The sequence below is a fragment of the Microcoleus vaginatus FACHB-2002 genome (assembly GCF_040004035.1).
GTDB lineage: Bacteria > Cyanobacteriota > Cyanobacteriia > Cyanobacteriales > Microcoleaceae > Microcoleus > Microcoleus vaginatus_C.
Genome location: NZ_JAMPLN010000035.1, coordinates 22,156 through 46,107, shown reverse-complemented (window position 1 = coordinate 46,107; position 23,952 = coordinate 22,156). Strand labels below are relative to the sequence as shown.

At 47.6% G+C, this 23,952-nt stretch carries 15 protein-coding genes and 1 pseudogene; 13 read left to right on the top strand and 3 right to left on the bottom strand.

Annotated features, from left to right (window positions below; all coding sequences use genetic code 11):
- The first annotated feature begins 303 nt into the window (after nt 1-303).
- Entirely contained in the window at nt 304-2,220 is a 1,917-nt protein-coding gene (locus tag NDI35_RS23660) for a HEAT repeat domain-containing protein (protein ID WP_445314850.1), read from the top strand.
- Nucleotides 2,221-2,762: 542 nt separating this feature from the next.
- Nucleotides 2,763-4,763 carry a sensor histidine kinase gene (locus NDI35_RS23655; protein ID WP_445314849.1) on the top strand — a complete coding sequence of 667 codons (2,001 nt, stop codon included), beginning with the start codon at nt 2,763-2,765 and terminating at the stop codon, nt 4,761-4,763.
- A gap of 346 nt (nt 4,764-5,109) precedes the next feature.
- Here NDI35_RS23655 and NDI35_RS23650 read toward each other — a convergent pair whose 3' ends face one another.
- A complete protein-coding gene (locus NDI35_RS23650; RefSeq protein ID WP_006631933.1) occupies nt 5,110-5,295 on the bottom strand; it encodes a ribbon-helix-helix domain-containing protein in 186 nt (61 codons plus the stop codon).
- A 210-nt stretch (nt 5,296-5,505) separates the two neighbouring features.
- On the opposite strand from NDI35_RS23650, the gene NDI35_RS23645 reads away from it, so the two are divergent.
- From NDI35_RS23645 to NDI35_RS23630, 4 genes and pseudogenes are all read left to right on the top strand, one after another.
- Complete coding sequence (locus tag NDI35_RS23645; RefSeq protein WP_445314848.1) at nt 5,506-5,991, top strand: hypothetical protein; 486 nt, start codon at nt 5,506-5,508, stop codon at nt 5,989-5,991.
- Between the two features lie 160 nt (nt 5,992-6,151).
- Complete coding sequence (locus NDI35_RS23640) at nt 6,152-6,694, top strand: hypothetical protein (protein ID WP_445314847.1); 543 nt, start codon at nt 6,152-6,154, stop codon at nt 6,692-6,694.
- Nucleotides 6,694-7,080, top strand: a pseudogene (locus tag NDI35_RS23635) (type II toxin-antitoxin system VapC family toxin). The gene NDI35_RS23640 and the pseudogene NDI35_RS23635 overlap by 1 nt, the downstream one beginning before the upstream one ends.
- 12 nt (nt 7,081-7,092) lie before the next feature.
- A complete protein-coding gene (locus NDI35_RS23630; protein ID WP_445314846.1) occupies nt 7,093-7,770 on the top strand; it encodes a tetratricopeptide repeat protein in 678 nt (225 codons plus the stop codon).
- A 42-nt stretch (nt 7,771-7,812) separates the two neighbouring features.
- Here the strand turns inward: NDI35_RS23630 and NDI35_RS23625 are convergent, their stop codons facing one another.
- Nucleotides 7,813-8,397: a hypothetical protein gene (locus NDI35_RS23625; protein WP_445314845.1), complete on the bottom strand. Its 585-nt coding sequence runs from the start codon at nt 8,395-8,397 to the stop codon at nt 7,813-7,815.
- A 66-nt stretch (nt 8,398-8,463) separates the two neighbouring features.
- On the opposite strand from NDI35_RS23625, the gene NDI35_RS23620 reads away from it, so the two are divergent.
- Both NDI35_RS23620 and NDI35_RS23615 read left to right on the top strand, forming a co-directional pair.
- Nucleotides 8,464-10,035, top strand: coding sequence for a phytoene desaturase family protein (locus NDI35_RS23620; protein ID WP_445314861.1), 1,572 nt, complete (start codon nt 8,464-8,466; stop codon nt 10,033-10,035).
- 318 nt (nt 10,036-10,353) lie between these two features.
- Nucleotides 10,354-12,144, top strand: coding sequence for an Rqc2 family fibronectin-binding protein (locus NDI35_RS23615; RefSeq protein WP_445314844.1), 1,791 nt, complete (start codon nt 10,354-10,356; stop codon nt 12,142-12,144).
- 443 nt (nt 12,145-12,587) lie between these two features.
- Here the strand turns inward: NDI35_RS23615 and NDI35_RS23610 are convergent, their stop codons facing one another.
- Complete coding sequence (locus tag NDI35_RS23610) at nt 12,588-14,660, bottom strand: iron uptake porin (RefSeq protein WP_445314860.1); 2,073 nt, start codon at nt 14,658-14,660, stop codon at nt 12,588-12,590.
- A gap of 300 nt (nt 14,661-14,960) precedes the next feature.
- Here NDI35_RS23610 and NDI35_RS23605 point away from each other — a divergent pair, with 300 nt between their 5' ends.
- The 5 genes from NDI35_RS23605 (at nt 14,961) to NDI35_RS23585 (ending at nt 23,833) form a co-directional block, all read left to right on the top strand.
- Entirely contained in the window at nt 14,961-16,127 is a 1,167-nt protein-coding gene (locus NDI35_RS23605) for a glycosyltransferase (RefSeq protein WP_445314843.1), read from the top strand.
- Between the two features lie 243 nt (nt 16,128-16,370).
- Nucleotides 16,371-17,102, top strand: a complete 732-nt coding sequence (locus NDI35_RS23600; protein ID WP_006631924.1) for an undecaprenyl-phosphate galactose phosphotransferase family protein — start codon at nt 16,371-16,373, stop codon at nt 17,100-17,102.
- 456 nt (nt 17,103-17,558) lie between these two features.
- The gene (gmd, locus tag NDI35_RS23595) at nt 17,559-18,590 is read left to right on the top strand and encodes a GDP-mannose 4,6-dehydratase (RefSeq protein ID WP_445314842.1); all 1,032 of its coding nucleotides are present in this window, start codon (nt 17,559-17,561) and stop codon (nt 18,588-18,590) included.
- A 407-nt stretch (nt 18,591-18,997) separates the two neighbouring features.
- On the top strand, nt 18,998-19,942 hold the full coding sequence (locus NDI35_RS23590) for a GDP-L-fucose synthase family protein (protein ID WP_445314841.1): 945 nt from the start codon (nt 18,998-19,000) through the stop codon (nt 19,940-19,942).
- 666 nt (nt 19,943-20,608) lie between these two features.
- Complete coding sequence (locus NDI35_RS23585; protein WP_445314840.1) at nt 20,609-23,833, top strand: efflux RND transporter permease subunit; 3,225 nt, start codon at nt 20,609-20,611, stop codon at nt 23,831-23,833.
- Nucleotides 23,834-23,952: the final 119 nt, after the last annotated feature.

The window sequence follows — 23,952 nt, the reverse complement described above, 5'->3', positions numbered from 1 at the left end:
GGCATCTTGCCTGTTCCTGACAATGGTGCAAGATGTGAGTATAAAATGATATAGCAGAGCTAGGCTATCTCAAAACCCAGCAAGGCCAAGCAGCAAGCGCAACCAATTGTCCAATTGTCAAGGTGATCGCCCAAACAAACCCGATAATTAATAATTGGGGAGTTGCAAAAATAGTGGAAGAAGACATATTTTAGAAGTGGGTGCAAGCTTTTTTTTAGAAGTAGCGTTTTGTAGACGCCATATTTTTTAAAGACAGTTTAAAAGAGCAATCTCAACCGCTCGCCAAAATATTAGGATAAATCAGTGACCTCAGCAGCAAGCCTCATCCAACAGCTACCCGAGCTCAGCGATGCTCAATTCCATCAAAAATATTTGAAACAAAAACAAGGGATGCACACCTTGGCGACTATATTGCCGCAAGTAGAACAGCAAAGTCTGGCTTTGCGGGCAGTAAAATTAGCTCTAAAAGTAAATTTAAAACTCGGCTCCAAGCTAGCAGGAACGGTAAAGCCAGAATTTCAAATAGCCACAATAAAATTAATCGACAAAATCCCCACTTCACCGCTGCTCAAAATTCGACTGCTGGCCCTAACAAGTTCGGATATGGCAATTCCCATGCTGGTGGCCGCATTGAACCACAAAGAAAGTGCAGTGCGCCTGGAGGGGATTCGAGCGATCGGCAAAATCGGCTCCGAAGCAGCAGTAATTGAATTAGCCCGATCGCTCGAATCCAAAGATTCCCAAATCCAAGCTTGGGCTGCTTGGGCTTTAGGAGAAATTGACTCGAAACCAGCCGCCGTAGCACTGCTCAAAGCCATCAAACACCCAGAGTCTAGGGTGCGCGCCTGGGCTGTTTGGGCCTTGGGCAAAATTAACCGGAAAACAGCCGTCCCCGCGCTGCTGAAAGCCCTCAAACACCAAGACTCCGAGGTGCGCTGGCGGGCGGCCGTCAACTGTGGAAAAATCGGCGTCTCTGAGGTAGTTTCCGGCCTGCTGAATGCCCTCAGAGACGAAAATCACATCGTCCGCGCTAGGGCTGCGGCGGCTTTGGGGAAAATCGGCGATTGTGAGGCAGTACCCGGCTTAGTAGAATTGCTTCACGACGATCCAGACTCCTATGCAGTTTCTTTGAGGGCCGCCGAGGCATTGGGACAAATTGGCACGGAAACGGCTGTGGCGGGGCTGGTGGAAGCCCTCAACCATGACGACTCAGACGTGCGCGGCAGTGCCGTTTCTGCCTTGGGGGAAATCAGCAGCGAGGTGGCTATGGTGGCCGTAATGCGATCGCTCTCGGATCGAGATATTTTCGTGCGCGGCAGGGCGGCGGTTGCCCTTGGGAACATCAATACAGAGGGAGATGCGAAATTGCAAAAAATGGTGGTCGCGGGACTGGCGAGCGCAATTGGCGACAGCGAATCTTATGTGCGGTGGAGAGTTGCTGCTGCTTTGGGGGCAATTGGGACAGAGGAAGCTGTTGCAGGTTTGGTGCGGCTGCTAGAGGACGAAAATTCTGGAGTGCGCCAAAAGGCTGTTAAATCCCTCGGTCAAATTGGCTCAACGGCTGCTATATTGGCTCTGGAAACAGCTTTAAATCGCGAATTTGCTGACGTTCGTGCCCTGGCAGCCCAATACTTGGCGGATGTCAGGAATGAGGCAGAAACAGTTGATTTTGAGTCCTCAGTCTCTGCAGATTTCTCGGATGAAAAACTGCCGGAAATTTTGATTGCTTCGCAAGTAGAAGCCAGCCAATACATTGTTGAACGCCCTGCCCGACGCGAGATTAAATACCTGATCTCGATCGGCAGTCCGGGTGTGCCCGAACCCAAAACTTTTGATCAAATCCCAAACCGAATGTGCCTGGAGTTTAACGACCTCGACACTCCCGTTGACGACCCCGATCAAATCTTGCCTAGCCTTGAGGATGTACTGAAAATTATTGACTTCGCCCTCAAAATGTCGTCGCAGGGAGGCAGTTTGCTGATCTGCTGCCAAAGTGGGATCAGCCGTTCAACGGCCACAGCTTTGATTGTTTGTGCTGCGCTGTTGGGTCGTGGCAAAGAACGGGAAGCTTGGGCGGTTGTGCTTGCCGCCAGACCCCAAGCCAAGCCGAATCGCTGGATGGTACACTTGGCCGATGAAGCTTTGGGTAGAGACGGTAAGCTAGCAATGGCGATCGAATTGACCACCGCAACTCCAGAACTCGCAATCGCCAACAGTTGACCTGCAGAAACCGGGTTTCTTTTCGCAAGCCCTACAGTTATACTCAACTAACGACACTTCACCTCAGACTTGTCTTTGCGGGGCAACGATGCCAAAAGTCGATCGCCAGGGTGCAAAAAGTTCGATCGGCTGCTGCATTTGTGACATTCTGTGCTAAGAAGTTGTCGGATGCTCAACAAAAACCGTCAAGCAATCGTCGCATTGCTGGCAGCCAAAGCCCAAAGCGAAGGAATCGGGTGCATTGTCAACAGACAATATCAGCTTTGGGCTACTCACAGGCAAAACAGGTCAGAGAGAATTTTCTGCCTGTAACATTCCACGCAGGGATAATTCACTGCGGGGATAAATTTTTATTTTTTTTGCCTGCTGCAGACTTTTACGAGTCGAAAAAGTAATTTGGCAACAGTGATCGACAGCCTAATTATCTCTTAGACATCAACCGAATTTAAGTTTCTCCTCTGACTCGACAAGAGTTTCAGATGCTTTTTCGCAGATGTTTACGGTCAAATAGACAAGCTTTTCCGTTTGGAGAAATTAAGAGCGTGGTAGATTTTAACAGAAGACAGCGGTTGCATATGTCAAAAATTAACTTGCTAAAAAAAACAGGACACGAAGCAAGTTTGTCGGTTGCCGTTTGGGAAGACCAGGGGGATTTCAATCCAGACTTAGAACCATTTAACCCGCCGAAACAAGACGTGAAAACGCGAAAGGTTAACTCAAAAACTACCAATTTAGGTGAACAGATACCAGTTTTTATTTCCGGAGAAGTGGCTTCTGTAGACACCGTGAACAAAAAAAAATCCCATCATGATTTTGTAGAAAAAATATTCTTAAAAGTCAGCCAAAGTTTGCCATCCAAAATTGGCGGTTTGCCTATCCATCAAAAAATTGGCTACGGATATTTGCTGGCCATAGGAATCGGCTTTTTTGGCTCGCTGAGCGGACTGGTGATTGCCGATTACTACCAAGGACAAGGATTAAAGCAACTCAATGATGCTCACCTACAAGCGCAATTGCTGGGCAATTTTAAAGATGCAGCGCTGGCGGCCCAATTGCAGGGTTCACAGCTCGATTCTTTTGTAGATAATTCGGTCAAGCTAAAACAGCAAGAAGAGCAGTTGTTTCAGAGTATTGTTAAGGCAAAAAATCTGCGGTTGCGTATAGAAAAGTTTGCCGACAGCAAACCTGCTTGGCTGGCAGCAAAACCGGAAGTTCTTAAGTTTTTACTGCAAGATTGCACAAAAAAATTAGAAGCATACGCCGATACTCTCCAGTCAACTTTGCAGAATATCCAGCAATCGCAACTATCGCCTGGGGAGATAGAGTCGGCTAGAAAATTGCTCGCCATCGAAAGCGGAGAAGGTGTAAAACAGCTCAACAGCAGCCTTGAGGAATTGAGCAAAATCCTCGATATTGCCCAGCACCAAGAGGGCCAAGGCGGTGAAGCGATGGAAGACGCCCAAGGAATGGAAAAAGCCATAATTATTATTAGTATGCTGCTGTCGGTAGTGGTGGCTGGAATGGTGGCTTATCGGACGAGTCGGGCGATCGCCAAGCCTGTGATCAGCGTCACTCAGGTGGCACAACAAGTAGCCGCTGAGTCTAATTTTGACTTGCGAGCTCCCGTCACGGCACAAGGCGAAATAGGCTCTCTGGCTGTCTCTCTCAATCACTTAATCGAGCGAGTTTCCCAACATACTAAAGAATTAAAACAAGCTAAGGAAGCGGCAGTCACCGCTAACACTGCTAAAAGCCAGTTTTTAGCAAATATGAGCCACGAATTGCGGACGCCTTTAAATGCGATTATCGGCTACAGTCAACTACTTTCAGAAGATGCCCAGGATGCGGGATTTGATGAGTTTGTACCCGACTTGCACAAGATTCAGAAGGCGGGTACGCACCTGCTATCTTTGATTAACGATATCCTCGATTTGTCAAAAATTGAAGCGGGGGGTATGAAACTCGAAATCCAGGAGTTTGACATCGAATCCCTGGTTGATAATGTGGCGAGTGCCGCGAAACCGTTGCTAGAGAAAAATGGCAATGTTTTGGAGATTGAGTGCGATCGAACTGTGGGCATAATGCACGCAGATTTCAAAAAAGTGCGGCAGGTTTTGATGCACCTGCTGAGTAATGCTGCTAAGTTCACCAAAAACGGCAGAGTGAGACTGAGTGTCAGGCGGATTGAAGGCAGTGGCAAATTGAATACAGCAGATCGACGATCTGCGATTGACGATTCAATGCCTGCGGATGAAACTCATTCTGCGGCGATCGCTTGTCCGCTGCTGAATGTTGAAGAGTCGGATTGGATTTGCTTCTCGGTGAAGGATACCGGAATTGGAATGTCGGAAGAACAACAGCACAAATTGTTTGAAGCTTTTGTGCAAGCTGACTGTTCATCAACGCGACCTTACGACGGCGCCGGATTGGGGCTGACACTTAGCCGCTACTACTGTCAGATGATGGGCGGGGAAATTTTGGTAGAAAGCCAAGAGGGGAAAGGGTCTATTTTCACTGTGCGGATACCCGCAGGAAATGGGTGATGTGATGTTTGGGCGAGAGATGTAGGGGGTAGGCAGAGGGGCGAAAATGTATGCTTCAAACCTCTGGCTTTATGTCCAAATGCTTTAGTTTGGCTAGTGGGGGCGATCGCAGTCTATTAATTCTAATTGGTTATTTTGCCACTTCAAACAGCACAAACCGCTGGCTCCTGAACTCCAACCTAAGTCTATTCCGATAAATTTCATTTAGTATTATTGAACCGCGAAGACGCGTTCGGCGAAGCCGTTCCCGTAGGGTAGGACACGAAGGAAGAAGAGGGAAGAAGAAGGAAGAAGTAGATAATCTTCTACCGGGAACGGAGTAAAAGATCGATGGCACAAACTGCCCTCAAGTTTTATCTTGTTTCTCATCGGATGGTGGGGACTGTTTTTGCATTTGTTTTTGGCGTTCTCTCACCGCTTGTTCCAAAATGAATGCTGACAAGCCACTGATTGAACGGCGTTCCTCATTTGCCCACTCTTGAAGTAGGTCATAGATTCCTTCTCCTATCGAGGTTGATATGCGTTTAGACATTAGAGGTTAATTGTTTCTTATTTAAGCCGATCGTCATTGTCCAGTATTTTAGACAATCTTGTCGATAATGCAGCATTATGTTGCATTATGCTGCATTGTGCGCTATACTGTTAGAGAGTCAAAAGCCAGCGCTGAACTTTTGCAGGGCCCGCGCTGGCTGATGGTTCCCCAAATACAAGGAGACAATCCACATAAAAGGAGACTATTACTATGGTAAAGCCTGTGAGCGACGGCAGCGAATATAACCGCGGCTATCAACAAGCTTTGAATGATTTTGGCATCACGCAACTGCTGTCGGGTATCCGCAGCTACTCTGATGAGGATTTTGATGCCGATCGCGCGCGCATGACTGGGCCAGAGATCGAAAGCTTTGCGGTGTTTCTGATTCTGCGCGTCGGGGCGAATCTCAAAGGAAGTACGATCGCCCGCTACCTCAACACTCTCAGAAAAGCAAATTCTCCGACGATCGCCGATCGCCCCGCGATCGAACTCAACTCAAATTCGATCTCGAAAACACCTGAAAAGTCAAAGGGGGGCGATCGCAATTCTTGGGCGATCGTCCGAATTTTACCGAATGCTGAGCACTATACAATTGCGCGTTTTGTCAACCGCCAAGATGCGGACGATCGGCGGAGGGCTTTGTGTCGGTTTATTCCGGGGGGTGTGTTTGAAGTTGTGATGTGCGATCGGGTTTAATTAAAAAACACAAATCCCGTAGTCCGTCGGGGGTTTTAACCCCCGCCGGACTGTTGCAACAAATGTAAAATATCAGTTGGAATGAACTTTTGCTAAAAGCTTGATCGCTTCAATACCGCTTGTACTACAATTAAAATCTATACTCTCTTTACTAAAACCGATGGACACCATCAATCTTAAAGAAGAAGTCCGCAGCTTAATCGATCAACTGCCTGAAAACTTTACCTGGTCTGACCTGATATCTGCAATTTATCTCAGGCAAGCGATGAAATCCGAACCTATCCAAGTTACAGGCATAAAACAAGGTAAAAACATCCAAATGTCAGATTTTCTGTGGCAAGTGTTGAAATCCGAACCTATCCAAGTTAAAGGCATAAAACAAGGTAAAAACATTTCACGGTCAGCAAAATTTAATATTCCTGATGGCTGCGAAGTTCGGATTGAAGTGCGGGAAGTTTCGCCTATCAACCATGAGGAGAAACTGAAAAGAATGAAAGAGTTTGTGGCTGCTTTGTCCGATGAAGACAGAGAGGAATGGCACAAAATTGGAGAATTATTAGAAAGCGATCGCACAACCAATAGAAAATCATCGGTGATGCCTCCTAAAAAGCGCCGTGCACCACTGTTTGGCAGCGATCGCGATTTAATTTCAATATCTGACGGTTTTGACGAGCCATTAGAATATTTCAAGGATTATATGTAATGAGACTTCTGTTAGATACTCATACCTTAATTTGGTTTTTTGCGGGCAATTCTCAACTCAGTGCTACTGCACGAATTCTAATTGAGGATGAAGATAATAATAAACTGGTCAGTATAGCAAGTATCTGGGAAATGGCAATTAAGCAAAGTAAAGGGCATTTAAATTTGAGCTTGCCTCTTCATGAGTAGATCGCGCAAAAACTCAGTTTGGAAGACTTTAATCTCCTGAATATCAATTTAGATCATCTAAGTCCGATCGTGACCCTGCCCCCCCATCATAAATATCCGTTCGATAGGTTGCTCATCGCACAAGCAAGAATGGAAGGGATACCCATATTAAGTAAAGATTCTGCGTTTGATGCCTATTCTATTAATCGACTGTGGTAAATCATGAAAAAGATGAAACGAATTATTAGCAGTGTTTTGGTTTTGGGTGTATGTCTGACTCCTCTGACTGTGCCACTGATGGTGCAACCGAGTTGGGCGCAAAGTCAAAATGCAGAGGTTGAAAAATTAAAGCAACTCATAGAACAAGCAAAGCAACAGACACAACAAAGACAAGCCCGACAAGCGATAGAAACATGGCAGCAGGTTATAGCTATTGTGCGACAATTTAAAGAAAAAGAAATTGAAGCTATAGCACTCAATTATATTGCTTTGAACTACAGTGGTCTCTCCCAACTGCAAGAAGCATTGAAATACTTGAAGCAAGCTTTACCAATTTTTCGGGAAGTGGGTGCTCGCGGGTGGGAAGCTACTACTTTGGGTAGTATTGGTTTAACCTACCTTGGCATCTCCCAACCACAAGAAGCATTGAAATACTATAACCAAGCTTTACCAATCTGGCGGGAATTGGGCGATAACGCCCGGGAAGCTGCTACTTTGAATATTATTGGTTTAGTGTACGACAGCATTTCCCAACCGCAAGAAGCATTGAAATACTATAACCAAGCTTTACCAATCTGGCGGGAATTGGGCGATCGCGCCCGGGAAGCTGCTACTTTGCGTTATATTGATGAAGTAAACAACAGAAGTCAACCGCCAAGCAGAACAAATATCCCGCCAATTCCCCAATAAACCAGGTTATTTCCCTGCTGTATTCCCGGCAATTAAGAACCGCTAAACTCTCCCCCACAAAGCCAATCCACCACCCCTTCCCCTAGCCGCAATTATCCCATCTTCTACCAGAAAATATGCAAAAAATGCCTGCTTTCCCACACTCAAACTAAAAAATTCCGACTCCCGCGCTTCTCCACCGCGAATAAATCCTTGATACACCGTTTTACCCAACAGTTTCACAGTAATTCTGGTAAAATCAAAAGCTAAAATATTATTAGGCAAAAACTTAGTCGGCCCGGAAAGAGTTAGTACGATCGCCCCAACTTGCACCGAATTCTCCACCCTGCCGGTTTCGCGATTCTCTTCCCCTTCAGCAACAGGTTCCGCCGAATAAGCAATTTGAATTTTCGCAATCCACTCAGGGATGTAACGTCCCGCACCCAAGACAATTCCCGCTTTTTGTCGAGTCTTTTTCGTGCCGGTGATAAAGCAGAGTTGCCATTGGCCGATTAATTGCTCGAAAGAATAGCGAATTTTGGTTTTTTTCGCGCATTTCTCAGCTTCTAGGAGGGCGGCAACTACGGCGTTGGAAGATGGTTTAGAATTAGATTTAGCGGCTTGTTCTAGAATAGATATATTTTCCATTTAATATACAAACCAGTTTGATTGTTGGTAACAGAGATAATATTAGCTGATGTAGCGGAGAAAAACATGGTTGCGATCGCCCCCACAGACACAGAAATCATCATCATCGGCAGCGGAATAGGCGGCTTGACTTGCGCTGCAATGCTTGCCCGCTATGGCTTTGACGTTGTGGTTTGCGAAAGCTATTCCGTCGCGGGCGGGGCCGCACACGGTTTTGAACGCAACGGATTTAGCTTCGACTCCGGGCCCTCCCTGTACTCAGGATTATCCTACAGCCCGTCTGCGAATCCCCTGCGGCAAGTTTTGGATGCGATCGGCGAAAAACTCCCCTGCATCACCTACGATACCTGGGGTTGCTGTTTGCCAGAAGGCGATTTCGACACATCCGTCGGTGCGAGTCAATTTGGCGAAGTGCTCGCACAACTGCGCGGCGCGGAAGCAGTCGCCGAATGGCAGCAACTCCAGCGCATCATGGAGCCCTACGCCAAAGCTGCCACAGCCTTGCCCTCCCTGGCTTTGCGCTTCGATTTGGGCGCTGTTTTTACCCTCGGCCAATTTGCGCCGGCTTTCCTGCAAAGTGCTGGCGACGCGATCGCACTTTCCGGCCCTTTCAGCAAAATTATGGACAAAAATGTTAAAGATCCGTTTGTCCGAAATTGGCTGAATTTGTTGTGTTTCCTGCTGTCTGGCCTTCCCGCCGACGGAACGATCGCAGCCGAAGTCGCTTTCATGTTCGCCGACTGGTATCGCCCCAATGCAGTTTTGGACTATCCGATCGGCGGTAGTGCAGCTTTGGTAAATGCCCTGGTACGCGGTTTAGAGCGCCACGGAGGGCAGTTGCTGCTAAATTCCCACGTTGCAGAAGTTTTGGTGGAAAACAACCGGGCTGCCGGCGTGCGGCTGCGATCGGGCAAAATTATTCGATCGCACAAAGCCGTCGTCTCCAACGCATCCGTTTGGGATACCATGAAACTGTTGCCTGAAACCTCTGTCCCGCAAAGGTTTCGGCAAGAACGGCAGGCGACGCCCGAGTGCGACAGCTTCATGCACCTGCATCTGGGAATTGATGCAGCCGGAGTGCGATCGGACTTGGCTTGTCACTACATCTTCGTCAAAGACTGGGAAATGGGCGTTTCGGCCCCTCAGAACGTCGTTCTCGTCTCGATTCCCTCCCTCCTCGACCCCGACCTCGCGCCTCCGGGAAAGCACGTCATTCACGCATATACCCCCGGAAACGAGCCTTACGATTTGTGGCAAAAGCTCGATCGCACCAGCGAAGAGTACAAGCTGCAAAAACAAGCGCGCGCCGAGGTAATGTGGGAAGCCTTAGAGAGAATTATCCCCAATATTCGATCGCGCTGCGAACTCACCTTAGTTGGGACACCCCTCACCCACGAACGGTTTTTGCGCCGCCATCGCGGTTCCTACGGGCCCGGAATTCGGGCGGGTAGCGGCTTGTTTCCCGGGCCGACAACGCCTTTAGCGGGGCTGTTTTGCTGCGGAGATTCGACGTTTCCGGGAATTGGTTTGCCCGCTGTGGCTGCTAGCGGCGCGATCGCCGCCAATACGATCGCACCTTTGTACAAACATTTGCAATTGATTCGGGAAGTTATATCGATTCCGGTTGCACCGGAATGATGTTGACTGTTGACTGTTGACTGTTGACTGTGAACAGTGAACTCGAATTTACTATTCCGAGGCTAAGGGATTTGATATTATTAGTTAGTTGTTATTAGACATCTCCCATAATTCTTGTCGAACAGGCACCCTGCCTGTTCAAAACCTGTTTTTTAGCAGATGTCTATTAGTTATTTGTTATTTCTTAACGGAATTATGGCAGCGCTTTCCTAGCGAAGGAGGCGGAGCCAAGAGTTAACAATAATTTTATATCGTTAGTAAAATGTGACCGATATCTGTCAGCATAGAAATAGATAGTTCGATCGCAAAGAGGCCACCGTGCAACCCGTAGACTTTACAACTTTAACCGCAGCTTGCAGCGAACTGCGAGCCCAATGGCTGCCAGCGCGCTTAGAACAAGTCTACCAGCGCGATCGATTTACCGTGTCCCTAGCCCTCCGCACCATGAAAGGGCGCGGCTGGATTGACCTTTCCTGGCATCCTGTGGCCGCCCGCATCTGCGTCGGCGACCCCCCGCCCCGCATTCCCGACACCTTCACCTTCAGCGAACAACTGCGGCATCAACTCAGCGGTTTAGCCTTAGTTTCCATCGCCCCTGTTTCATCCTGGGAAAGAGTCATCGACTTGCAATTCGCCAAACGCCCCGGAGAACCCGCCCTCTGGCATCTCTACGCCGAAATCATGGGCAAATACAGCAACGTCATCCTCACCGCCCAAGACAACCTCGTTGTCACCTGCGCCCACCAAGTCAGCGCCAAACAGTCCACCGTCCGTCCCATCCAAACCGGGCAACCCTACGAAATGCCCCCGTCTTTGACCGATGCAGTGCCGAGTCTGAGCGAATCTCAAAACCGCTGGCAATCACGAATTAGCCTGGTTCCTGGGCAATTAAAGGGCAATCTGCTGAAGAATTACCGAGGAATGAGTAAAGCCTTAGTTTTGTCAATGATTCGATCGGCTTCTTTAGACCCCGAACAATCCACCGACAGCCTCAATCCCGACGAATGGCAGCAACTATTCCAGCGCTGGCTATACTGGCTGCAATGCCTAGAAAACTCCAAATTTCATCCGAGTTTTACTCCCGAAGGCTACACCGTCATCGATTGGCCCGCACCAGAAAATCACAATGTAGGGGCGGTGCCCCCGTGCCCGCCCTCTGATTCTTCCATCTCTTCCGTTCAAGAAATACTTAACAGCTACTACACAGGCGAAATCAATCAAGAAGTATTCGCCCAACTGCGGCATCAGCTTACCCAAAAACTCAACAACGTCCTCGCAAAACTGCGCCTCAAAGCCAACACATTTAAAGAACGTTTACAGCAATCTGCCGACGCAGACACCCACAAATCCCAAGCCGACTTGCTGATGGCAAACTTGCAGCATTGGGAACCGGGAATGAAATCAATTTCTCTCCCTGACTTTGAAACCGAGAAACCAGTTATCATTGCCCTAAACCCGGAAAAAAACGCCGTTCAAAACGCTCAAGCCCTCTACAAAAAACACCAAAAACTTAAAAGAGCTCGCATTGCAGTAGAACCTTTGTTAGCCGCCGTACAAGAAGAAATCGACTATTTAGAACAAGTTGAAGTCGCACTTTCGGTATTGGAAACCTACCGCAACACCCAAGATTTGCAAACCCTCGCCGAAATCCGCGAAGAACTGATCCAGCAAAAATATCTAGACGTACCCGATTACCGCAGTACCGACAAAAATGCTGCGATCGAATTTCACCGCTACCAAACCCCCAGCGGCTTTGAATTATTAATCGGGCGCAACAATCGCCAAAACGACCAACTCACTTTTCGCACCGCCAATGACTACGACTTGTGGTTCCACACCCTAGAAATTCCCGGAAGCCACGCTTTGCTGCGTCTCAAACCCGGTACGGTGGCTGAAGAAACTGATTTGCAATTTGCGGCCGACATGACTGCTTACTACAGTCGCGCCCGCCACAGCGAACAAGTCCCGGTGGTTTATACAGAACCGAAATATGTATACAAGCCGAAAGGTGCTAAACCGGGTATGGTTGTATACAAGCAGGAGCGGATTGTCTGGGGTAGACCGCAGCAAGCTCCGGCTTTATTTATACAAAGTGAGCAGAAAGGTTGATCGCCAATCGAAACCTCGTTTTTACCCAAAATCATCGGTTTGCAACCGATAAACCTACGTAGGAACCGGGTTTTTGAACCCCGGCTTGATTATACAAAGTGACCGAGAGTGCGATCGTCCCAAAAATTAAAAGGCGTCTGTAATGTAAAGTTTTATTACAGAAAATTAAATTTTGTTGTTATAATACCGCTTAAGAGAGATGATATTTCTTTTAGAACCCTTTGCAAAGAAATGTGCAACTTGGGTTTCCTCACTGTGAGAAAAACACTGTGAGAACACAACACAACGGATTTAACTATTTGTGCAGACCAGCTTTAGCTAAAGCTGGTCGTTTTTGTTGAAACCTTAAACCCAAGCTCGGACAATTTTAGATGGGCGATTTTAGATTTTAGATTAAAACTGCCAACCTAAAATCTAAAATCTAAAATCCCCAAGGGCTTCTCCTAGAAAGTAAACGTCGTTCTGACAACCCCAATCACCAAATCAGAATTATTCTTATTGTGGTCAGGAGCAGTCAGCCAAATCAGACCAGGAGTGATAGAAATATTATCGCTCAACTTAAACTGATAAAAACCTTCAACGTGCAGCGAAGTATCCTTATCTTCCGGCAAAGTCCGATTAGTAGAACTCGTCACCCGCGGCTCCATACCTACCACAATCCCCGCCACATTTCCTTCTTTCAACAAATCGGGAAAAGCCAAAGTAACGGCCCAGTTCCAGATTTTTTGATCGCCCCGCTGCACAGAACCCGTAGGAGTAGCCAAGTTGGATAAAATGCGCTGGTTGGTGTAACCCGCCCAACCGCCAATTGCAAATCTCCGGTTCAACTGCCACGAAGCTTGCGCGCCGTAGGAATTGCTAGAAACTGGCAGAGTGCTATCGCTGTCGAACCCAAAGGAACCTAGACGCGCCGGGAAATTAGAAGCATTGCTGCCGGTACCGGTGACGAAGTTGTAGGAGTTAACGTAAGTTAAACCTAAAGCCATGCTCTCGCTCGGTTTGAAAGTCAACTGAGCCAAACCGCCGTAAGAACCGTTGAACAAACCATTTCCCCGCGTCGGGTCCGCAGCATTGCCGGCCAAATATCCCAAACTCAGTTCGAGTTTGTCGCCAAATTGATGCCGCAGAGCGATGCCAGAACCACCAGTCAAATAGTAAATCGGGTTGCGAGTACCGAAGTTAGAAAGAGCGCCGTAGCTGCCGTCTCCGTCAAAGTAAGGGTTGACAGTGTTGGTAAAATCATCAGCAGCGCCGGCGTTGGCTTCTAGAATTACAGTAGTGCTTTTGCCGAGAGGGAATTGGTAAAGCAGCGCATCTAAACCTACAGTATTGCTAGCCTCGCCAAAAGGCCCGGCATTAAACCGCAATTCCCCTTCAGCGGTTTTCGTATTATTAGTAGAAAACGAACCCAGATTCAAAACTTGCAGTCGAGTTCTCAGCAAATCTTCTCCAGAGAAACTCGTGTCGAAATTGATACGAACCCTGCTGCCAAAAGCCGTCGCTTTATCGGCATCGTTACCTTCAGCATCCTCTCCCCTGGCGATACCAGCCAAACCAAATATCACTTCGCCGTTGAGTTTAGTCGTAGTCGAAAACTGATTTGCTTCTAATTCAGAGGCGCGCGCTTCCAAAGCATCGACGCGGCCGCGCAAAGTTGCCAATTCCGCCGCAAATTCTTCTTGCAACCTTTGGACAGAAGCCAAATCTTCTCGCGTCGCCAGATTTCTGGAACCGCCTTGAATCAGCTCACTAACTTTATCCAAACACGCATTTAAACCCGCTGCAAACTCGTAGCGAGTCATCGCCCGGTTGCCGCGAAAAGTGCCGTCAGGATAGCCAGCTATGCACCCGTAGCGCTCTACTAGAGACTGCAAAGCTTGGAAAGCCCAATCGGTTGGTCGAACGTCGGAAAGTTGCGAAACAGAGGTTACTTGGCCGGCAGTATCTTCGCTGCTACTGTCTTCGGCGCTGTATTGGTTGATTTGTTCTAAAACATTTGACTGTGCTTGAGGTTGGGCACTTGGCTCAGTTGATTGGGAAATCGGCTCTTGCGCGCTTAAATTAGCCGGTGCAACGGCGGGTTGCGTTTGGCTTAAGTTTGCGGGCGCGACTGCGGGAATTTGCTCTGCGACAGGTTGTTCGGGACTTAAATTTGCGGGCGCTACTGCGGGTTTGGTTTCGCCTAAATCTGCTGCTGCAACTTCCGGTGCTTTTGCTTGTTCGGCAACTGGGGCGATCAAATCGTTAGTGAAGCCCTCGTAGAGGTTTGCACTTTCTTTATCAATAGTTTCAACAGTTGATTTGCTAGCTAGTGAAGCTGGTTCGGCTGTCTCAGGCTTTGCTGTCTCAGACTTGGCTGCCTCGGTTGCAGCACCTGCTAATTGCAATTTATCAGCTTGAGCTGCCGTGGCAATTTCTACAGGTTGCTCTGCTGCTAGCGCCGTCGCAGATACGACTAAACTTGCTGCCAATACAGCGGGACTAACTAAAAGTCCCTTCCACAAAAATTTGGACATTTTTTCCTCACACCACATTAAGCCGATCGCCGATTCCGCAGATTTAGGTGATCGCAAATCACCTTCAGTATTCCGCCTAATAGTATTTCTTGTCAACAATCGGGGAAATCACTGCCGGAGAGTACAGTTTGGCTGTGGCTGATTGGACAAAAACTCCGTTTATTCCCAAAATCCTTGGTTTGAGCTAAATACCTACCTAGAAACCTGGTTGATGGCGGGATATTGCGTAAGTTATCCCTCAGTAAGACTAATATTGACAGCACTGGCGCTAACAAATCGTTTGATCGGCTACAAATACAAGTGAAAAAACTCAAATACGCCCTAGTTCACGAATGGTTGACGCCCTTAGCTACTGGCGGTTCAGAACTCGTAGTACAGGAAATCCTCAAACACGTAGACGAGGCAGATATCTATGCCCTCATCGACTTTGAATCGGCCAATCCCGAAAGCTATCTTTTCGGCCGACAGATTGGCACAACATTTTTACAGCACTTTCCCAAGGCCCGCAGCGGTGTCCAAAAATATCTGCCATTTCTGCCGATCGCGATCGAACAACTAGATCTGCGAGAATACGACATCATCCTCTCATCATCCCATGCCGTCGCCAAAGGCATCCTCACCAGCCCCCAGCAACTGCACGTCTGCTACTGCCACACTCCTATGCGCTACGCTTGGGACTTAACTTTTGACTATTTGCGTAGCAGCAAAGCCGGACGGGGCATCCCGGGGCTGCTGACGCGATATTTGTTGCATCGACTGCGGCAGTGGGACGTAATTTCCGCCAACCGCGTTGATTATTTCATCGCCAACTCTCAACACACTGCGCGCCGAATTTGGCGGTGCTATCGGCGGCGGGCCCAGGTGATTTATCCGCCGGTAAACATCGAGCGATTTTCCTTGATGCGGCAAAAACAAGACTTTTACGTCACCGTTTGTCGGTTGGTAAGTTACAAAAACGTAAGTGCGATCGTCCAAGCATTCAATCAACTCGGGCATACTCTAATTGTCATCGGCACCGGGCCAGAATTAGAAATGATTCGGCAAATCGCCAAACCCAACGTGCAAGTGCTCGGCTGGCAGCCCGCCTCAATAGTGGAAAAGTACATGGCCGAGGCGAAAGCCTTTGTATATGCAGCTTGCGAAGATTTTGGCATAGCTTTGGTAGAGGCTCAAGCTTGCGGAACACCAGTAATTTCCTATGCAGCAGGGGGCGCTTTGGAGACAGTGCTCGACATTCGCCAAAACCCAGAGACAGGGACTGGTTTATTTTTTTCCTCCCAAACCGCAGCAGCATTAGTCGAAGCTGTCGAGGAATTTGAGCAGTTGCAAGGCAAATTTCGGCCAGAAATCTGCAGGTTGCGCGCTCAACAGTTTGCCCCAGAAGTTTTTGGGCAGCGCTATCTAGCTTTTGTGGAACGCTGCTATCAGGAATTTCACTCCCGTGATTTTACTGAGTCTGGGGCTTGAGAGTGCCTGAACCCGATAGCGGGACAATCTTCCTTCTGCCTTTGTATAAGTGCCTTCAGAAGACCTCTGCATAAGTGCCTTGTGCCTTTTTCCTTCTGCCGCCAGAAGCCCTCTTCCTTCTTCCTTCTGCCTTTTGAAGCCTTCTGAGGGCAAAAAATTGAGTATTGGAAACATAATTCAGAGAACAAAGCGTCTTGAGGCTTTATGATCAGGACTGTGTGTGGTGTGAAGTGAAGGAGTAAGATGACTGCCGACAGCCAACTAATCTCCGGCAAGGTAATTCGAGCGATCGCAAGACGCGGTTTTGGGTCTGTCCTGCAAGGAGATAGACGCATAAGTCGTTCTCTACAGAACCTCGACGGAGAACTTTTCAAGCGGTTATTTGACATCCTGTTTTCCTTATCGGTTCTGATCCTGTTTGCTCCGGTTTACCTGCTTTTGGCTTTCTTAATCGCCTTAAGCTCGCCCGGTCCTATTTTTTACGTACAGGAACGAGTAGGCAAAAACCGTAAAAGGTTTTATTGCCTTAAATTCAGAACGATGGTGGAAAATGCGGACGATATATTGCTAGAAATCATGGAAAATTCTCCGCATTTGCGTCAAGAGTTTGAGGACAATTTCAAGCTGAAACAAGACCCTCGAATTACCTGGATTGGAAGATTTTTACGAATGACCAGTTTAGACGAGTTTCCCCAGTTTTGGAATGTTTTAAAAGGAGATATGAGTGTCGTCGGACCGAGACCTTTAGTTGAAGAAGAACTGCCGAGATACGGCCGTCACATCAACAAAATTCTCACCATAAGACCTGGAATTACAGGCTTGTGGCAAGTGTCGGGTCGCAACGACATTCCCTATCCCCGCCGAGTCCAAATCGACCTCTATTACGCAAATGACAAAAACCTTTGGATGGATATGTGGATTGTTTTCAAAACAATAGGAGTTGTGATTTTTCCCAAAAATAACGGCGCATATTAATTTTTGTCCGCAGTCAGCCATCGGTAGTTAGTTTTATTTGTTACTGACCACTGATGCTGACTACTGACAATCCGCGACAAACTCTTTGTCAAAACTAAACAGTTCCTGGATGCCGATCGCAGAATTGTGAGCTTAACTAAAGGGGCAAATACTTAAATAAACCTACCTCTTATTCATCTAGAAAGATCCGTTCTTCTAGATAGACTACTTTAGGTTTAGGTGTTAAACTTAACTCTATAACCTTTGGCTTAAGGGGGATAGCCTACTTATCTTGGGATAGCCCACTACCCAACAGCGTAGGAAGTAAACTTCAACTGGCTTTAGGTAACTAAAGGTAAGTTTGAGTAAGTTTTATAAAGCAGTTAACGTAGAGTTTGAGAATACGGCCGGCAGGGAGCAACAGCCTCTGCCAAAAAGTTTATTGTGAATTAACACAGCCTGTCAAAGGAAAATCAGATGACGCAACGTAAGCGAGCGCTAATAACAGGTATTACAGGTCAAGACGGCTCCTACTTGAGCGAATTACTGTTAGAGAAAGGATATGAAGTTCACGGCATTATCCGGCGCAGTTCTAGTTTCAATACCGATCGAATTGACCACATCTATGTCGATCCTCACAGCGAGGGTGCGCGCCTGTTTCTACACTACGGCGACTTGACGGACGGCACCACTCTCCGCCGGATATTGGAAGAAGTTCAGCCGGTAGAAATTTATAACTTAGGCGCTCAATCTCACGTTCGAGTCAGTTTTGACTCCCCGGAATATACGGTTGACACAGTAGGCATGGGAGTATTGCGGCTGCTAGAAGCAATTCGGGACTATCAGCACCGCACGGGCATAGAAGTGCGGTTCTATCAAGCAGGTTCTTCGGAAATGTTTGGTTTGGTACAGGAAGTTCCGCAAAAGGAAACAACTCCTTTTTATCCCAGAAGTCCTTACGCCTGCGCTAAAGTTTACGGGCACTGGCAAACAGTAAATTATCGCGAGTCTTACGGACTTTTTGCCTGCAACGGCATCTTGTTCAATCACGAATCTCCCCGCCGTGGCGAAACTTTTGTAACTCGCAAAATTACTCGCGCCGTTGCCAGAATAGTCGCCGGCAAGCAGAAAAAGATTTACTTGGGCAATCTCGATTCTAAGCGGGACTGGGGCTATGCTAAAGACTACGTGCAGGCGATGTGGCTGATGCTGCAACAAGACAAGCCTGACGATTATGTCATTGCTACTAACGAAACCCATTCTATTAAGGAATTTCTCGATTTGGCTTTTACTTACGTCAATTTAGATTGGCAAAAATATGTGGAGTTTGACGAACGCTACTTGCGGCCGGCAGAAGTCGAACTGTTGATAGGCGATTCGACTAAGGCGCGCCAGCAATTAAATTGGGAACCTTCTGTAACTTTTCAGGAGTTAGTACATTTAATGGTAGATGCGGACATGAAAGCTTTAGACCAGCAAAGTCGAGGTTCGGGCAACGGATTTGATTAAGTCACTAAACCAAGCGGTCAGTGCGAACAATTTGTAGGGGTAGGGCCCCGTGTCTACCCCTTTGGCGAAAGGCGTGCACCAAAGGATTGCCCCTGCACACACTTCACAAATGATGAGAGGGTTGTTACGGTATTAGCCTAGCGCGATCGGCATTCAAAGAACCAGCTTAATTGCTCGCAAAATTTTCGGCTGTGCGGGCTAAAAAAAACATTAAAATGATAGTTGGGGAGTCGCGACCCCTATATTTAACTTTCGGGTGTGCGCGGCGCAAATTGTCCCTCTCTGCTGCAGCTAAAACAAATTTGTGGGCAACCTCATCCTGTAGCTGAAAGCTTTTTTTGCTAAAGCAACAATTTTAGAATTGAAATTGTCGATCGACCTTTATTCAAAATCCCGAGGCTAAAATTATGACCAGCTTGGATTTAAGCAGCAAAAGCATTCTAGTCACGGGCGGCGCCGGTTTCTTGGGCCGTCAGGTAATCGACCAGCTAGTGAAAGCAGGGGCCGATGCTGATAAAATTTCGGTGACTCGATCGCGCGAGTGCGACCTCCGCGTTATGGAAAACTGCAAGCGCGCCGCCGACAAACAAGATATAATCATTCACCTCGCCGCCCACGTCGGTGGCATCGGTTTAAACCTAGTCAAACCTGCTGAATTATTTTACGACAATTTGATGATGGGCGCGCAACTAATCCACGCCGCCTACGAAGCAGGAGTCGAAAAATTTGTCTGCGTCGGCACGATTTGCGCTTATCCCAACTTGACCCCAGTTCCTTTCAAAGAAGACGACCTCTGGAACGGCTATCCAGAGGTAACTAACGCACCTTACGGAATTGCCAAAAAAGCCTTATTAGTGCAACTGCAATCCTACCGCCAGCAGTACGGATTCAACGGTATCTACTTGCTACCAGTAAATCTGTACGGCCCGGAAGATAACTTTGATCCGAAAAGTTCCCACGTCATCCCCGCATTAATTCGCAAAGTCTACGAAGCCCAAGAAAGGGGAGACAAAACACTGCCAGTTTGGGGCGACGGCAGCCCTAGCCGTGAGTTTTTGTATTCCACAGATGCCGCGCGGGGAATTGTGATGGCAACGCAAGATTACAGTGAATCTGACCCGGTTAATTTGGGAACGAATAGTGAAGTTAAAATTCGCGATTTAGTGGAAACGATTTGCGAATTGATGGGATTTGAGGGAGAAATTGTCTGGGAAACCGACAAACCGAACGGTCAGCCGCGCCGCTGTTTGGATACCCAAAGGGCTAAGGAAAAGTTTGGTTTTGTGGCGGAGGTGAAGTTTAAGGAAGGATTGAAAAATACGATTGATTGGTATCGACAACACGCAGTTTAAGTGTGAAAAACCCGGTTTCATGAAGAAACCGGGTTTTTTTAGGAAAGATGGTGAATGGCAGTAAATCAGCAGAAAGAACTTGTTAGTAAAGCTGGCTCTTCCTTACTGAGTCTGCCAAACCATTAGTTGAAGTAGTTAAAACTCAAGCTATGTATGAATCGAAGGAAAAAATGGCTCCCCATTAACTAAAGTAAGACTGGAAACCCTTGCTGTGTAAAAATTTAGGTCATTAATTTTAGATAAATTAGCACACTAAGTAGGGAAGACCCGGCATATTTAGCCTTTCATACCGTAAATCAGCTACGCCGAATAAGAATGGAGGGGCGGGTTTTACAACCAATCTGTGGGTAAGACCAACAATATAGTCAACCTACCCCCATGATAGCGGTAAATCGCAATTGCTTTAGATCGATAAAAAAGCCGATCGCAATTTCTGTCAATCTGCATTGTGGGCGATCGGCTACCTCTAAAGGAATATTATAAAAAACATTTTTGACAATTTATTAAAATTTATTATACTACTTGTCAGGTGCGGAGCGTAAATATTCTCTCACTCCCTATACAAAATAAAGCCTGACCGAAAACAATTTGGTCGCCAGCCCCGCGATTCGTTCCTTTGCAGGCTGACTGACGGTGTAAACTTTTCAATTTAAAATCTAAAATCAAATGACCCCCGACAAAACCGGATTCAGCATTAGCGCGACCGCGATTCGTCGCCACATCGGCACCCTCATGCTGACACTTGCTATTATAATCGTGGGCTTTTTCTACATCACCCAACTGCCCGTTGACTTGCTACCATCCATCACCTATCCCCGCATCGGCGTGCGCTTAAATGCCCCCGGAGTCTCCCCTGAAGTAGCAATAGACGAAGTTACCCGCCCCCTCGAACAAGGACTTTCCGCCACTGAAGGCGTCATGCAAGTTTTCTCGCGGACTCGCGAAGGACAAGTCAGCGTCGATTTATTCTTCAAACCCGGGGGCAACATCGACCAGGCCCTCAACGACGCCACCGCCGCTGTCAACCGCATCCGCAACCGACTTCCCGATACAGTTGAGTCGCCCACTCTCTTCAAAGTTGACCCTTCCCAGCAGCCGATTTACGAATTTGCCCTCACTTCCAACTCCTTGCAAGGAGTTGATTTGCGCGTATTTGCCGACGAAGAATTATCCAGAGAACTAAACGTAATTCCTGGAATAGCAGCAATTGACGTTGCCGGCGGCGTGCAAGAAGAAATTCAAGTAAATATTGACTTAAATCGCTTGCAATCTTTAGGCGTCAGTATTTCCGACGTTTTATCAGCCCTCGAATCCCGCAACCTCGACACTTCCGGCGGGCGACTGCGGCAAGAAGCAGCGGAACCTTTAACCCGTACCGTCGGGCGATTTAAAAACGCCAAAGAAATTCAGGCAATTTCTTTTCAAGCATCGGGTTCCAATCCGCCAAAACGAGTGTTTTTGCGAGATTTTGCTCAGGTAATTGACGGTACAGAAGAAGAGCGAGTTAAAGTATTTCTCAATCAGAAAGCAGCCGTAAAAATTAGCATTCAAAAGCAGCCAGACGCCAATACAATCTCAGTTGTAGACGGCATCAAAAAGCGGCTAGAAGAATTAAAAGCATCCGGGGCAATTCCTGAAGGTACGACTATCGTCAATACCTTCGACGAGTCTAAGTTCATCCGCGATTCTATTAGCAACGTCCTATTTTCTGGTTTAACCGGGGCTGTTTTAGCGGGGGCAGCAGTTTTGCTGTTCCTGGCTTCCCTGCGCCAAACTTTGATTATTGTCCTGGCAATTCCCCTCGCAACTTTAATGGCAATTATTCTGATGGGAGTTTTTGGCCTATCTCTGAACGTTTTCAGTTTGGGGGGTTTGGCGCTGGGGGTGGGAATTGTGGTCGATAACTCGATCGTGATGCTGGAGAATATTGTCGAAGGAACCAGCAATAAAAAAAATGCCAACGGTCAGCGCTTCAGTAACAAGCAGTTGATCCAGCAAGCCGAAAAAAGCAGCCAAGAATTAGAATCAGCTTTATTTGCTTCCACGCTTACTAACTTAGTTGCCGTACTGCCATTTTTGCTAATAGGTGGCTTAGTTTCCTTACTTTTCAACGAATTAATCCTCACCATCAGCTTTTCCGTCGCCGCCTCTCTGATTGTCGGATTGACAGTGGTACCGATGATGGCTTCTCGACTGCTAGCGCTGCGGGTATCCAGCGGTTTGAGCAACTTTTGGCCGCTGCGCGCATTCGATCGAGCTTTTACCAATGCTACCGCCGGCTACGGGAAATTTTTATCGGGAGTAGTGCGCTGGCGGTTGATTATCCTTGCAGTAGCGATTATTGGATTGGGCGGCGGCAGTTGGCTGATGACTGGTCAAATCCCCCAGGAAATATTGCCCAGAATTAATACCGGTCAAGCGAGATTGTTTGCTTTGTTTCCGGCCGGCACAAATTTGGCAACCAACCAAAGAATCATGGCAGAAGCTGATAAAATTATCCTCAGCCAACCAGAAACTCTATACACTTTGACGACGGTGGGCGGGCTGTTATTCGGCAACAATACGGTTGAGAATGTGCTGCGGGGCGGCTGCAACATTACGCTAAAACCTGGCACCAATACATTGGATTTTGTGCAGCGAGTTACGCAAGAATTGAATAAAAAAATTGATTTGCCTAAAAATACTCGTTTGCGTCTGAATCCAGAAAATGTGCGGGGTTTGGTTTTAACTAATTCGCCAGTGCGCGGCGCTGAAGTTGATGTCCTGCTTCAGGGCGAAAACGAACAAATATTGCAGCAAGCCGGCCGCGAGATATTGGCAACTTTGGATGAGAAGGTAAAGTTAGCTACTTTTCGCCCGGATGGAGACCCGCAGCAAACGGAAGTGCAGATTCGCCCCAACTGGGAACAAGCAGAAATCTACGGGTTGAATGCGAGGCAAATTGGAGAGGCGATTCAGACAGCAATTCAAGGTTCTGTTCCCACGCAATTGCAGCGGGGAAACCGTTTGGTTGATGTGCGGGTACAATTCGATCGCGCTGCTGTTCAATCGATTTCCGCACTAAAATTTATCCCTTTAACTGCTAGGGATAATAGCATTATCCGCTTGAGCGATGTGGCGAATATTGAACTGGGAAAAGCGCCTGGGGAAATTCAAAGGCTTAACCAGCGCCAAGTTTTCATGATTGCTGGGAATGTTAATAAGGGCGCGAGTTTGGGCGATGCTTTGAAACAAGTGGATGCAGTTTTGTCGGAAATCAAATTGCCACCAGGAGTGCGAGTTATACCGAGTTCTGCGGCGGAAACTAACCGGGAATTGCAAAGTTCGCTGATTGTTTTGGGATCTTTGGCGGCGTTTTTGGTATTTGTGGTGATGGCGGTGCAGTACAATTCGCTTGTCGATCCGCTGGTGATTATGTTAACGGTGCCGCTGGCTTTGGCTGGGGGGATTTTCGGGTTGTATGCGACTAAAACTGCGATCGGCGCAACGGTGATTGTGGGGGCGATTTTGCTGGTGGGAATTGTGGTAAATAATGCGATTATTATGGTGGAGTTGGCGAACCAAATTCTGGAAGATGAAAAGGTCGATCGCACAACAGCAATTCTCAGGGCGGCACCTCAGCGCTTGCGCCCGATTTTGATGACAACTATTACTACGGTTTTGGGTTTATTTCCCCTAGCTTTGGGCATTGGAGACGGTTCGGAATTCTTGCAACCGCTGGGTGTGGTGGTGTTTTCCGGTTTGTCGCTGGCGACGCTGCTGACGCTGTTTATTATTCCGTGTTTTTACATTTTGCTGCACGATTTCTTCGGGATGTTTGCAGGGAATAAAAAACCGCAGGCGGTTGCTATTCCCGTCCAGAAGGCGGGGAGAAAGAATGCGAATTTGTAAAATGTAGGGTCAGCAAATACGCACTTTCCCGCAATCCGGCAGGGGTTTAAACCCCTGCCTCATAGCGAAAGTCGGTTAAAAACCGACTGTAGATTTTGAGGGAACATACGATCTATTTC

What these genes read in the sequence shown, in the direction of transcription:
- NDI35_RS23625 (WP_445314845.1), bottom strand. Translation starts at nt 8,397, where the DNA reads ATGGAAAATATATCTATTCTAGAACAAGCCGCTAAATCTAATTCTAAA.
- gmd (WP_445314842.1), top strand. Translation starts at nt 17,559, where the DNA reads ATGACGCAACGTAAGCGAGCGCTAATAACAGGTATTACAGGTCAAGAC.
- NDI35_RS23645 (WP_445314848.1), top strand. Translation starts at nt 5,506, where the DNA reads ATGGTAAAGCCTGTGAGCGACGGCAGCGAATATAACCGCGGCTATCAA.
- NDI35_RS23585 (WP_445314840.1), top strand. Translation starts at nt 20,609, where the DNA reads ATGACCCCCGACAAAACCGGATTCAGCATTAGCGCGACCGCGATTCGT.
- NDI35_RS23590 (WP_445314841.1), top strand. Translation starts at nt 18,998, where the DNA reads ATGACCAGCTTGGATTTAAGCAGCAAAAGCATTCTAGTCACGGGCGGC.
- NDI35_RS23650 (WP_006631933.1), bottom strand. Translation starts at nt 5,295, where the DNA reads ATGTCTAAACGCATATCAACCTCGATAGGAGAAGGAATCTATGACCTA.
- NDI35_RS23620 (WP_445314861.1), top strand. Translation starts at nt 8,464, where the DNA reads ATGGTTGCGATCGCCCCCACAGACACAGAAATCATCATCATCGGCAGC.
- NDI35_RS23600 (WP_006631924.1), top strand. Translation starts at nt 16,371, where the DNA reads ATGACTGCCGACAGCCAACTAATCTCCGGCAAGGTAATTCGAGCGATC.
- NDI35_RS23640 (WP_445314847.1), top strand. Translation starts at nt 6,152, where the DNA reads ATGGACACCATCAATCTTAAAGAAGAAGTCCGCAGCTTAATCGATCAA.
- NDI35_RS23610 (WP_445314860.1), bottom strand. Translation starts at nt 14,660, where the DNA reads ATGTCCAAATTTTTGTGGAAGGGACTTTTAGTTAGTCCCGCTGTATTG.
- NDI35_RS23630 (WP_445314846.1), top strand. Translation starts at nt 7,093, where the DNA reads ATGAAACGAATTATTAGCAGTGTTTTGGTTTTGGGTGTATGTCTGACT.